Annotated in this window: 8 protein-coding genes; 2 read left to right on the top strand and 6 right to left on the bottom strand. The window is 42.8% G+C overall.

Annotated elements, in window-relative coordinates; all coding sequences use genetic code 11:
- Positions 1 to 62: 62 nt before the first annotated feature.
- From RYH73_RS01705 to RYH73_RS01680, 6 genes are all read right to left on the bottom strand, one after another.
- The gene (locus RYH73_RS01705; RefSeq protein WP_335311523.1) at positions 63 to 1,520 is read right to left on the bottom strand and encodes a sulfatase family protein; all 1,458 of its coding nucleotides are present in this window, start codon (positions 1,518 to 1,520) and stop codon (positions 63 to 65) included.
- A gap of 65 nt (positions 1,521 to 1,585) precedes the next feature.
- The gene (locus RYH73_RS01700; RefSeq protein WP_335311522.1) at positions 1,586 to 3,508 is read right to left on the bottom strand and encodes a RagB/SusD family nutrient uptake outer membrane protein; all 1,923 of its coding nucleotides are present in this window, start codon (positions 3,506 to 3,508) and stop codon (positions 1,586 to 1,588) included.
- An 11-nt stretch (positions 3,509 to 3,519) separates the two neighbouring features.
- Positions 3,520 to 7,038, bottom strand: a complete 3,519-nt coding sequence (locus RYH73_RS01695; protein ID WP_335311521.1) for a SusC/RagA family TonB-linked outer membrane protein — start codon at positions 7,036 to 7,038, stop codon at positions 3,520 to 3,522.
- A 287-nt stretch (positions 7,039 to 7,325) separates the two neighbouring features.
- Complete coding sequence (locus tag RYH73_RS01690; RefSeq protein WP_335311520.1) at positions 7,326 to 8,528, bottom strand: FecR family protein; 1,203 nt, start codon at positions 8,526 to 8,528, stop codon at positions 7,326 to 7,328.
- Positions 8,529 to 8,663: 135 nt separating this feature from the next.
- A complete protein-coding gene (locus tag RYH73_RS01685) occupies positions 8,664 to 9,236 on the bottom strand; it encodes an RNA polymerase sigma-70 factor (protein ID WP_335311519.1) in 573 nt (190 codons plus the stop codon).
- Positions 9,237 to 9,623: 387 nt separating this feature from the next.
- Complete coding sequence (locus RYH73_RS01680) at positions 9,624 to 10,073, bottom strand: SRPBCC family protein (protein ID WP_335311518.1); 450 nt, start codon at positions 10,071 to 10,073, stop codon at positions 9,624 to 9,626.
- A gap of 389 nt (positions 10,074 to 10,462) precedes the next feature.
- Between RYH73_RS01680 and RYH73_RS01675 the strand changes: the two genes are divergently transcribed.
- Positions 10,463 to 12,883, top strand: coding sequence for a TonB-dependent receptor (locus RYH73_RS01675; RefSeq protein WP_335311517.1), 2,421 nt, complete (start codon positions 10,463 to 10,465; stop codon positions 12,881 to 12,883).
- A 180-nt stretch (positions 12,884 to 13,063) separates the two neighbouring features.
- Complete coding sequence (locus RYH73_RS01670; RefSeq protein ID WP_335311516.1) at positions 13,064 to 13,927, top strand: NAD(P)H-binding protein; 864 nt, start codon at positions 13,064 to 13,066, stop codon at positions 13,925 to 13,927.
- Positions 13,928 to 13,930: the final 3 nt, after the last annotated feature.

The raw sequence follows: 13,930 nt of genomic DNA, 5'->3' as shown, positions 1-13,930 counted from the left end.
GGATTTTTTATAAGAAAGTTAAAGATTTTTTTAAAGGCATAATACTGATTTTGATCGTTTACCTATTGTAGCTCCTTTTCCAGTACAGGGCCGGGTTGGTTGATGCTATCAGCTTTGTTTCGCGCACCTGGCTTCTCTCTTTTTTTCCATGTTCCAGGAAGTCGTTTTCCTTCCACATCATCCCGATCCGTTGTAGGGTTTTGAGGTTTCGAATCCCCTGTTTCAACGATCCATGTATCAAGCATCTTGCGCAGGTAAGCTAGCATCTTCTGATTACCGCTCACATCCGCTACATTGCTAAACTGAAAGGTATCTTCGGATACATTATAGAGTTCTTCTGCCTTTCGCGGCTTCAGGAAAACATCTTCCTGCGCTGCGTTGGTCGCGCCTTTCGCATACGCTTCCCAAAGTTCTTTGCCTGCCGGAAACATCTTCGTTGATTCACCGGCGAGGTTCTGTCTTTCAGGGAATCCATTCCGGATGTATACCCAATCTTTATAGCGAACCATGCGTTCATAACCCTGAAACACGTGCCAGTTATGTTCGGCAAAAACGAAGTCACGTGTCCTGTGCTTATGGCCTTGCAATACCTTTAAAAAGCTTTTCCCCTGAATTCGCTTATCTGTTACAGTGGCTCCCGCTATGTCCAATATGGTAGGAGCGATGTCAATAGCACTAAACAAGGAATTGGTCTGCGTGCCCGCTATACCAGGGCCAACCATAATAAAGGGACATTTTATACCACTGTCGTATAATCTCACTTTGTTACGCGGGAAAGGGCTCCCGTTATCACTCATAAAAATGATATAGGTGTTTTCAAGAAGGTCTTGACGTTTAAGTTCTTCCACCACCTTTCCAACATAATGATCAAGACGGGAAACTTCATGGTAGTAAGCTGCCAGGTCTTTGCGTGTTTCAGGACCGTCATATAACATCGGCGGCACGCTTAGCTTTTCGGGATCGTGTATAACGCCGTGCTCGTCGAATTGCCAGTCGCGGTGCGCATCGTGCGAGGCAAACCACATAAAGAAGGGTTGATTCTCGGGTCGGTTTTGAAGGATAGACACCCAGTCTTCCTCTGCACCAGGGCCCTTACCTAGCGAAATCATATCAAATGCTTTTTTTACCGCAGGCCCCATATGGTTTTTACCAGAAAGTACGGTATAATATCCGGCCTTTCTGAGGAGCTCCGGAAACATGACTTGCGTCGCCGGGAGCGGATCATGTAACTCAGGTGCACCCGTGTTGTGGGGGTATCGGCCTGTTATAATACTACTCCGGCTGGGGCTACAACTACTGGTCGTTAGGTACATGTTCTTAAATACCAGACCGGAAGATCCCAGCGCATCAATGTTGGGCGTTTTTACATCCTTATTTCCGTAGCAAGCAATGTCACCCCAACCGATATCATCGGCAATAATCAGGACGATATTGGGGCGCGTGGCTGTTTTAAGTTGGGCAAATAACAGTTGAAAAGCAAGTACTGCCAGCACGGATAAAAAAAATCTCTTGCACATCATATCTTATTGGTTTTTATTTGAGCATATTCAAATTTAGGCGCCATGAGTTGACAAACACGTCGTTATTAATTCGTAATATCTTCATCCGCTACGGCATCCTGCCAGTTGGTCCACATTTCCAGGCCTGCATCATAACCGCTATAACCTGGGTTCTGGTGTAATTTTCCATACAAATTAGAATTTATAGCGTCCTGAGGAATAGGCCAGTAGATATTATGCGGTGCTATGGTATAACTTCTATTCCTTACCGTTAGCTTGTTTTTATTATAATAGTCGTTATAATGTTGAATGCGCTGATACCAATAGTTGTTGTTCGATAAGTTATTTACCTGATAGGTATTACCCCATTCGTCCGCCTTGTTGCTCAAAGCCAAACTATACGATATGCGGCTCAACTCCATGTGCCTCCATTCTTCCATGTACAGTTCGCGTGCACGTTCATTTACAATATCGCCAATGGTTACGGTTGTATAGAGCTGGCTACACTTTGCTCTTTTTCGTACCGTATTGACATCTTCGGCGGCCATTCCAACATTTCCTTTATAGAATTGTGCTTCTGCTCGTAGCAAATAGGTTTCTGCCAAACGATAGCAATACCAATCGGCCGCTCCACCATCATTTCTGTTGGACGTAGGTGTTGCTTGAAACACAGGATCATCAATGTATATCTTATAGTGCGGCCAGTTAAACCAACTGCGGATGGTATCTGTACATAGCAGCTGGTTACCCTCATACAATCTCAAGTTTTGTCCGTAGTAAGAATCCGCAGGATCATTGTATTTCAGCATCTCCATACGAGCCCAGTTTCCCACGGTACTCGAATGTCGTAAATCAGTCGTATCTTCTATTCCGTTAACAGACCAAAGACCATATTGGGCAAAATGCGTAGGCCTTATCATCCCAATCCCTCTACCTACAGAGCCGTTAATGTCATATTCGGCGCTGTATTTGGAATCGGTTTTGGCGGCAGCTAGCAGCACTTTCCCGCTGGGCGATTTCAACGCGGCCTGGTTCCACATAGGTCCCCAGTTGCGCATTGATTTATACCGAATCGTTGCGTCCGTACCCTCACGATTAGGCATCACCAGAATAGCTTCTTTATTGGCTGCAATGGCTTTATTTACTGGGCGATGTAAATCCCATATTACATTACGAGTAACAGGCCATGCAAGTGGAGAAGGGTTATCGAATGTACCAAAGTTTTCCGTCATCAACGCATATCCCGATTGATCAATCAGTATATTAGCTTGTTCAATCGCCTTATCCCACTGACCCGTGGCAAGGTAGCATTTTATTAAAAGCTGTCGGCAAGCCGCTTTATTGATCATACCAAGGTAGGCCATTTGCGATTGTTCCGGCACCCATTCCACCGCTTTCTCCATATCCGCAGTAATCATTTCCAGAATAGCCGCACGACTGGAAGTCTTGTAGTTCTGTTTGGGTGCTGTTAATATTTTCGTTACCAATGGCACATCTCCAAACTGAAAACAAAGTGCTAAATAGCGGAAAGATCGGTGAAAATAGGCCCTTCCAAGATATTCTTGTCTGGTTGCTTCGTCCAAGTCCGGTACATTATCAATAAAGCTTGTAATCGTATTGGCATACTTAATCCCCATATAGGTCTGATCCCAGAAGAACGAAATCGTATTTATGTTGTTGTCATGCATTCCGTCGGTAGGAGTAAGGCGGGTGGCCACATCGGCAAAAATATTACCATCATCCGTTTTACCGGAAACAGCTACATCCGATAACATATACTCCGTACTAATGGGTACAGAAACATCCCTTGTTTCCAAATGGCTCCAATAGGTACGTAAATGCCTATCAGCCATTGCCACTGTTGCATCCAAACCCGAACGCGTTGAGAAAGTAAGTTCGGGTTCATAAAAGGACAAGGGATCTGGCTTTAAATAATCCTTTGTGCAGCTGGCCAATAAAGCAACTGATAATATACTGATAACCGATATATAATAAGTCTTCGTTTTCATAATTAATGTTTTTAAAAAGTTAGGTTTACCCCCAAAGTGAATATTCTTGGTGCCATTGCCCCGGTTTCAATATCCCAATATCGCCAATTCTTATCCTTGCGCCATACGGCCGCATTCCGAACCGAACCAAAAACTCTTATATTTTCGATATGGTAGCGCGAGATTAATTTACTAGGTAATGCATAGCCCAAACTTATATTGTCCAACCTGATGAAAGATCGGTCGAATATTCTTTGAGGCGCGTTAAGACCTGCAGGTCCTTTCGATTCCAATCGCGCCCAAAAATCACTTGGGTTTTCCGGTGTCCAGTAAGGTTTCTCATAAGTATTTGCCAGACCTTGGGTAATCGTTGACGTCCCGTTATCCTGATTCAGATAGGCCCCGTTCGTGCTCTTATGCCCCCAGTAGGAATAGATATTAAAAGAAAAATTGAAATTTTTATAAGTAAAATTGTTTCGTAGCGACCACATGATAGGTGCCTGCGTTTGTCCTAGAAACTCCTTATCGTTATCGTTATAGACGGGTCTTATGCTTCCGTCCGCATTCTGGATATCATCCGCGGTGTAATTATTGGCTACTTTAGGGTCACCGGGACGTTGTCCATAGCGGGCGGCTTCCTCCAGTTCATCCACCTGCCAGATTCCAGTTACCTTATAATTCCAGATCGCACTGATGGGTTGCCCGATAAACCATCCATTTCCAATATCATCCACTTCCTTACTGGCTACCACATTACCATTCGCGTCCAATACATCTTGGTATTGATAATACAAGTGCTTGATGGAATTTTTATATTTTGAGAATCCAAAAGAAGTACTCCAACTAAAGTTCTTTTGCCTTATATTCTCAGTATTTATGGCGATTTCAAATCCATTGTTTTGCACCTCACCCAAGTTGGTCGTGATGCTGGTAAAGCCCGAAAAATTCGGCAAAGACTGGTTCATAATCATGTCAGTAGTAGACATTTGAAAATAATCCAAAGTAGTTGATATACGATTATCCAGGAAGCCAAGATCCAAACCAATATTAAAAGAAGCGGTTTTCTCCCATTGCAGATCTTTATTGGCTAAGCGATCTATTCGTAAGTACTGATACTGTATGTAATCGCCATTTGCATTTATATAACCTTGTGTACCCACACCGTTGGCAAGATTCGCCAATGCAATGTAAGGGTTCGCCAGCGAACGGTTTCCATTTTGCCCGTAAGATAAGCGCAATTTACCATTGCTCATGGCCGGCCAGTTAAAGAAATTTTCGTTGGTGAAAGTCCAGGCTAATCCAGCAGACAGGAAGGTCGCCCGCGGATTGGAGGTGCCAAATGCCGAGTAGCCATCCCGGCGTACCGAACCCGTAAACATATATTTATCGTCATACGAATAGAAGAGGCGGGCCAACATACCGTCTGCTGTTTGCCGACTGTCTTCGGTGTCAAATTCACTTCGCAACCGGTCTCCACCACTCGTTTCATGAAAGCCCAACGCATCGGTAGGGGTAATATTCCGGGCCCTGATAACATCCCACCAGTATCGCCGCTCTTCCGCTTCCTGTACCAGAGTAATATTTACTCGATGCTTTTCGGCAAAGGTCTGCTCCCAGTTAATCGTGTTATTGATCGACCAGTCAAAGCGTTTACTGTTTTCGCGGTCTACCCCGGCATTATTAGAGAGCGGATTCCAATCTGGGTGTGTTGACGATGCAAAATAGCGTCTATAGAACCATTGATATCTTGGGGCAGCATTAAATGAATAAGTTATATTAAATGGTAGTTTTATTTTGGCTGTAAAAATAGAATTTAATACGGTGTAGCCACTTTCTAGATCTTGGAACTGCCTGTCAAAATCATAATTATAGCCTCTTATCAACCCCGTAAGACCGGATCCCTGCGGATGTACTTCCAGATTTCCGTTTTCATCTCTGTAAGAACCAAACGGGCTATTTAATGTAATCGCTCTGCCCCAATCTGTCGCAATATTCCCGTCCGTGCGATCCTGAAAGTTGATATTCGCACCAATGTTTAGCCAGTCGGTTACTTGACCATCTACTTTAAGATTAGAACGTACAGCCCGGTAATTGTCGCCTACTATCACCCCCTGATTAGACAGGTAGCCACCAGACATATAATAATTAATCTTGTCGCTGGCACCGGAAATACTCACATTATGATCTTGATTAAAACCATCGCGGAAACTATGATCGTACCAATCAAAACTTTTCCCGGCAAGGTAATTTTTTAACACGTTATGGTCAAGACCGATACGCCTGGCATAGATTTCTTCATTCGAAGCACCCGTCCCATTAACAGAATAAGCCCGCCAGTCGGCTTCGCTTATTCCATATTTAGACAACATCTCAGGCGTCAGTTTTTCATAGTAGCCTGGCTTACCTTTGGCCGGTAAGGCATCTGTGCTGCTTGACATATAAGGCTCATAATTACCTGTAGCCGGATTGATGTCGTAGGTACCTGCTGTGTACCAATCCTCTCTGTATTTTAAATAGCCATCAGGCCCCCAAACCGGTCGGTTGGCACCCATCGTTGAAAGCCCCAGGTTGGAGGTAAAGTTTATTTTGGGCTTACCCTGCTTACCTTTTTTAGTAGTGATGATCAGTACACCGTTGGCGGACTGTGCACCGTACACGGCCGCCGCTGATGCATCTTTTAGTACATCTATTTGTTCAATATCATCTGGGTTAACTTCAGAGAGCTCACCATAGAAAATTACCCCATCCAAAATCAACAAAGGAGAATTGTGGTTTGCTTCCGTATAAACGGAGCGCTGGCCACGGATATTGATACTACCACCGTTTTTTGCCGACGCATCTAATCCGATCGTTAGACCTGGCGTACCTCTTAGAATATCCTGAACCGTTCGGGGATTTTCATCCGCAATTTTATCGGGTTTAAGCTGTGTAATTGCACCTGTTAAATCACTCTTTCTGGCTGTACCGTAACCAACCACCACAACTTCATCCAAATCACTTAAAGTTTCCTTTAAGACGACGTTTATAGTTGTATTGGTACCAAAAGGTATTTCTTGTGGTGCGTAACCCATTAGTCTGAAAACAAAAAGGCCGCTAACAGTAGAAGTCCTGATCTCAAAAATTCCATTTTCATTGGTTTTCGTTGCTTCCATTGTGCCTTTGATACTAACTGTGACCCCTGGTAGCGGGGCATTGTTCTCGTCGGTCACCTTCCCGGAAAAGCTATATTGTTGCGGTACAGATATCCGTTCTGTTAATTTCGCTTTCTTAGTAATCGTAATAATCCCATCATCCAATGACCATGCAAGGCCATTCTCATCTAAAATGACATGCATTGCCTTCGTAAAATCGACTTGTTTTAATTCAGCGGTGATGCGTCTATCCGCTATATTATCTCCACGAAACAAAAAAGAATATCCATGCTGCTTCTGAATTTCCTGTAATACTTCGCGAAGCGTTTTGTTTCGGGCATTTAGCGTAACAGTTTGCGCCTTACTTTCGGCCATAACTTGTATGGTAAAGGCAACTGTTAAGAGGATCGCTAATTTCATAATTAGTAATAATCGGTATTTATACGGGCAATAAAATCCCGCTATACGTGATATAAAAATCATATATTTGCTTAGTTTGGCTTTTAAAAATTGGTTTTTCGGCAGCTTCAGGAAGAATGTGCCGAGCATCAAAATCCGGACAAAATCAGCGGGTGATGTCGTTACCATCATCCGCTTTCCTTTGGCTATATTCGATCAGTTTGGTTCTACGTTTTTATCATGGCTACTCCTCTTTTTGGTTTAATTGTTGGTTTAATTCTAATGTGGTAAATGAGTTCATTCATTACTTATTGTCCGCCTAAAATAATCAGCTGTTTTCTTTGTCCGTTTTGGACAATTTTAAGTTTCAGTTCGCTCTTTTCTAAGGCCTTTAAAACGGCACTTAATGGTTTATTGCGATCGATGTAAGCAAATAGATTTGCTTCCGGTAATTTCCCTTTGTAAACCACATCCAAGTCGTACCATCGAGCCAACTGCGTAATGGCTGCCGACGTAGGTGTTCTATTGAAGTAGAAAAATCCGTCCTTCCAGGCTACATATTCTGAAACATCCACCCTGGATTTCAGGAAGTGACCATTGCTTAATGCTCCCTGTTCTCCCGGCATGAGTATAATTGTTTTAGAGGATTTTGTTTCTCCCGACCCCGCTACGGACAAACGAATTTTGCCGTCTACCAAAGTAGTTCGTATTTCCCTTTCATCCGGATACGCAGCGATATTGAATTCGGTGCCTAAAACATCAATCTCCTGATTTTTGCTAAGCACTTTGAATGGCCGTTGGCGGTCATTTTTGATGTCAAAATAAGCTTCACCACTGATCTCCACAATACGCTCTTTGCCAATAAAATTACTTGGATACTTAATAGTGGAAGCAGCATTGAGCCAAACTTTAGAGCCATCAGGTAAGATCATCTGGTAGGTTCCACCTCTCGGTGTGGAGAGTTCTAATTGCGAAATCGTTTGCACACTTTCGCCTATATCAGGCAATACAGTAAGCGATGAACCGTCATCATAGGTGATATGACCCTTTTCAACTACTATTCCCGATCGTTCTTCACTTAAGTCAATTTTACGGCCATCTGCCAAAGTTAGCACGGCTTTATTTCCTTGTGTTGAAGTGTCATCTATCGCCTGCTCCGTTACCATTTTATGATCTTGTCTATAAGTGTACCATAAGCCAATGAGTGCCAGCGCAATGATTGCGGCAGTGTAAGGAAGAGCACGGCGGATTATAAGGCGAAGTATCGAGTGTTTGGACTTCATTTCGTTCGCGGTGATCGCAGCATCTAGGCGTGGATCGTCCGTCACGGACCGTTTGGGGATGACATACCAGTCTCGAATGCCCGCTTCCAGGTCTTCTTCGTCCAGTACACGATTTAACAATTCCCAGTTGGCCGGGTCAGCCGCTGCCCAAGTCATTAGCTCAGCGCGCTCAGCATCGGTGAGATTGCCACGTAAGTGCTTATAAAGTAACTGACTTATCCGTTCCATTTTGGCCTATATTTTTGTCTGGTTAGGCGACAAACATTATAGATACGAAAAAGAGATGTGAACCTTACCAAAAAAAGATTTTTTCTTAGTTTATTTGTTGGCACGGTGTTGCTACTTAGAAGCAAAGGTTGATTATTAGCCGACCTTGGCTAACCATAAAAGAAACAAAAAATTGTTCTTCAATAGTTTCCGAAGCGTAGTTAAAGCTTTGGACTTCTGTGTAAAGATCGATGATTCAGACATACCGGTTTCATTGGCAATTTCATCAGTAGTTTTGTCTTCAAGGAAACTTTTACGGAAAACGGCTTGCTGACTGGGCGGTAATCTATCCATTGCCTCCTCAACCTGCTGCAACAGCTCAACGTAAAGAATACGGTTATACACTTCCGGTTCCTGTCCTGTGAGGTCATGCATGTCCTCCGGGAGATCTTGTATCGAAATTGCGCGTCTGCTGCGGAGACTATCAATGCAGGCATTGCGTGTAGCTATATAAAGAAAGGCTTTGATCTGTTGCTCCGTTCGAATACGTTGCCTGTTATCCCATAATTTAAGCATACTGTCGCTTACGATCTCTTCTGCTAATGTTTGTCGGTGAACATAGGAACGAGCAAAATGTTGCAATGGTCGTGAATAATAACGATAAACGTCGTCAAACGCTTTTCGTTCGCCCGCATTAAACGCATTGATATCCACGGCAAAAGGGGACATAGGTTAATTGATTTCAGTATCCAATTTTTCAAATGTCGAAAAAAAAAGTGAAACCGAAAAATTTGTCAAAAGCATCTCCCATTACCTCTAAATCGATTTATTTAGCTAATAACACTCCGCTAGTGGCATTTCAGGGAGGCTTAACATCGAGCCTAAACCCCATCTACGTGACGTTTGACTCAAACATTTTGTATCAAATGTCCTTGTAGCAACGTGAACAAGTAATATTTGGCCGTATAAGAAAGCAATACGTTAAAAATTATACAGTAAATTAGGTGCGAATTAATCTAGAAGTTTTCAAGAATACTTCCCGGGAATTACAGGAACCTGTTATTCATTATGCCGCGCTTACGAGTGAATAACAGGCTATTTTTCAACAAGAAAAAACTAAGCATCCGGAATATTCGGTTCTACGAGTTTGATTAATTTATCTAACGATTCCTGCCAGCCTAAATAGCACATTTCCGCAGGGATTACAGCTGGTATTCCTTCCTGTAATACGTTCAATTCCGTGCCGACGGATGTTTTAACAAGCGATATAGAAGTTGTCATAATATCGGGCAAATTCGGATCGTCAAACTTATCCGTGTATTTCAGGAATTCGTTGGGTTTTACTGCTAAATATTCCCCGCCAAATGAATGACTATTACCGGTACTAAAATTCTGGAACGACATCCTAAATGTGCCTCCCATTTCTACCTTCATATCATGTACGGTACAAAGAAATCCGTACGGGGGCAACCATGACGCGATTGCCAAAGCATCTGTGAATGCGCGGTAAACTTTTTCGGGAGAAGCTTTAATAACTCGGTGCAGTGATACTTTATTCTCTGACATAAGATGATTATTTAATTGTTCCTACTCGTTTGGCTTTTCGGTTCGCCCGTTTTTTTGTGGTCGCTGCTCCACTTATTCGTTTTGCTTTTAACAAAGATCAGTACAAAATTTCATCTTCAAGAGGGGAGTATGCGACAGTTTAGTGGGGAATTTAGGTCGTAGGAAATCGTGTAAAAGTTTCGCAGTAGGATAGAAGTGTTCGAATTTGAAACAAGTTAATCTAAATAGGAACACGCACTGTGTAAATGAAAGTGGTTCCAGGATAAGCTATCAGGATACCCATTTTTGTTTTCGTTGTTGCATTTAAAAGTATTCGCTCTATATTTGCGTTAATTTTAATCAGTCTAAATAAGATATATTACCTGCTGATTTATTTATACAAATTTTATATGAAGAATACTTTACTTGTTTTAGTCGGATTAGTCATGGCAGTGGCTAACGTTTGCGCACAGCAAACCTATTCTATTGAAGGATCGGTGCATTCGCTGGACAGTCTGCCAATTTCAGGAGCCTCTGTTACCCTTTTAGAAGGGAGCACTGTCAAGGGGAGAGCACCTGCTAACACACAAGGGGTATTTGTCTTTAAAGCCATGAAAGCGGGGCATTACACAATAGAAGTTTCTGCTTTGGGATTTCGGAAATATGTTCGTGATATTGCTGTTGAGCAGCAGAATCTGGTCTTGTCACCCGTTCGGTTGCAAGCCAATAACATAGCAATTGATGAAGTTGCCGTGTACGGGAAGTACTACCAAAATTACAAACTGGATAGTATTTCAGGTTCCTTAAGATTGAGAACTTCCATCTTGGAGTTGCCACAGAACATTCAGGTTATTTCATCCGATATTATGGCTGATCAACAAGTATTTGATATTGTAGATGGCATAACACGTAATATTAGCGGTGCCACGCGGCAGGGGCATTGGGATAATCAGTACGCCAACATACGAATGAGAGGCTCTAAAATCCCTGCCTTTAGAAATGGCATGAATATCGAAGCTTCTTGGGGACCAACAGCAGAAGATGTATCGATGATCGAACGTATCGAATTTGTTAAAGGGCCGGCTGGTTTTATGCTCGCCAGTGGCGAACCCGGAGGGTTCTATAACGTTGTAACCAAAAAGCCTTCAGGACAACAAAAAGGATCAGTATCCTTTAATATGGGGAGCTTTAGTACCTACCGGGGAGCACTGGATTTTGACGGTAAGCTCAGTCAGGATGGAAAATTACTTTATCGATTCAATGTCGCTGCGCAACAAAAAGACTATTTCACAAAATACAACTACAGTAATCGAGTCGCAGTGGCGCCGGTGTTGACCTATAAGGTGGACACCGCTACCTCCATCACCATGGAATATACCTATCAAGGTTCTACATATTTAGCCAATGGTAACTACACGTTTTCACCGAAACAATTTGCTGATCCTGCTATTGATAATGACTTTTTCTATGGAGATCCCTCTTTCGAACCGGGAAAGTTACGGGACCACAGTGCGTACCTTTATCTAGATCATAGTTTAAATTCCAAGTGGAAGCTGCATGCCCAATTAGCCTATTTTAATTTTAATATGACCGCTAATAGCACCTGGCTAATTTATATGAAAGCTAATGGAAACATGCCCCGCAACTGGAGTATTGCCGACGAAACGGGAGAAAATAGGTTTGCACAATTTTCTTTTAACGGAGAAGAAAGGACGGGAAATATCAGGCATCGGATCTTAATAGGTGGAGACTTTGGTAACAAAAAATTCTGGGGTGATTTCAGGGAACTTCTCGATTCTATTCCCTTAGAGCTTAATGTATACAATCCACAGTACGGTGTTCCGGGATCAGCATTTCCTATAATTGACCGATCACAGAGTACAAAAGTGAGAGCAGGTGGAAGTAATTATGTTTCGTCTGTTTCTTATATGTCCTTCTATGCGCACGATGAATTGGCGTTCCTAGAAGATAAACTTCGTCTTTCGCTTGGCTTGCGGTATACGGACGCACAAACAGTTGGCAAAACCGGTGCGACAGATCTTAAAGATAATGTGTTAAGTCCCCGGGCTGGACTCAGCTACTCCATCAATAAAGCAACGAGTGGGTATGCCTTGTTTGATCAGTCATTCGTTCCGGTTTCAGGAACAGATTGGGAAGGCAATGCCTTTAAACCAATCCGTGGTAATAACATTGAGTTGGGCCTAAAGAGGGAATGGTTTGGTGGAAGATGGATTTCTACCCTAAGTGGTTATGTGATTAAAAGGCAAAACCAACTCGTTACCGATTACGATCACCCAATGCCGGGCGGCAGTGCTCAGTTTTTCCAAAAACAAGAAGGGGAGGCAAAAACGCAGGGAATTGAATTGGACATTTCGGGCGAATTGTTTCGCGGGTTAAATGTGAACATGAATTATGCTTTGACAGACTCGAAAATTACAAAATCAACCGATGAAACTGTGATTGGAAATATAACACCAAACACGGCGAAACATACTGCGAATGCTTGGGTCAATTATCGTATTCAAAAAGGTCTATTAAGAGGATTCGGTTTGATGGGAAGTGTGCAAACAATGTTTGATCGGGCGATTGGCACAACAAAAGAGGCCAACTTTAAAAACTATGTAAGAACCGATGGTGGATTGTCTTATCAAAAGAAAAGATATACTATCTCCTTCCTGGTCAACAATTTGTTAGATAATAGATCCCTGCTGACTGCAGGATCTACAACCAAAGCAAATGCTGACATCCTTGCAAAAGGTGGGGTAGACTACTATACCTATATCGTGGAGGCGAGACGAAATATGCGTTTAGGGATTATGTATAAATTTTAAAGAGGTGTGCCGTTTGCTCACTTCTTAAACTTTCGAATACGAACACCTTTGTTCATTTTTGGGTGATCATTGCGATATGCTGTTCAGCTCTTAACCGGTAGATTTTCTTACAAGCTTCTGAGATCTGAACACGTTTCCTTCGACCTGGTCAGCTACCTTTACATCATAAAATTGGCGAAAATGAAAATTGTACTGACAGGTTCTCTGGGGAACATTAGTAAACCACTTACCGAAATCTTGGTGAAAGCGGGACATCAAATCACCCTCATCAGCACGGATCCCAATAAGCGAAACGAAATACAAGCAATGGGCGCTCAACCCGCTATCGGAAGTATTCAGGATCCGTCTTTTCTTACTGAAACGTTTATGGGAGCTGATATTGTTTATTGTATGAATCCGTTGGATTTTAGCCTTCGAGATCTAGACGCATGGGACCGTAATATCGATCACTATATTACAGCGATCAGGAGAGCGGGGATCAAACGGATCATTCTGCTCACGGGGTGGATAGCACATTTGCTAGATTCCATTCAACCAGAGAAAAAGTTTGAGTCGCTTAAAGACCTGTCCGTTACCTTTATGCGGCCGGGACCTTTTTATAGTAATTTTTACCATCTCAGCGATATGATCAGACAACAAGGTATGATTTTTTCCAACTATGGCGGTGATGATATGGTGGCTTTCGTCTCCCCCGAAGACATCGCTGCGGCTATCGCTGAAGAGATGAATAGCCCGGCAATTGCTGGGTTGAAGGCGAAATATGTTGCCAGTGAAGAACTAACCTGTAACCAAGCAGCACAAATTATAGGAAACGCCATTGGCATACCGGATCTCCAATGGAGCGTAGTTCCCAGCGGTCAAGCGAAACAAAGATTCGAAGCGATGGGGGTATCCCCTGAAGTTGCTGAATTATTAGTTGAAATGCAGGAAAACATGCATAATGGAAAAGCGCAGAAAGATTACTACCTTAATCGACCTGTTTTAGGAAAACGAAAACTGCGTGATTTTGCCAAGGACTATGCTGCCTGGTATCATCAAAAATAAATG

The organism is Olivibacter sp. CPCC 100613, assembly GCF_036959255.1.
GTDB lineage: Bacteria > Bacteroidota > Bacteroidia > Sphingobacteriales > Sphingobacteriaceae > Olivibacter.
The sequence above is the reverse complement of the archived record's forward strand: the minus strand, read 5'-3'. Positions and strand labels throughout refer to the sequence as shown.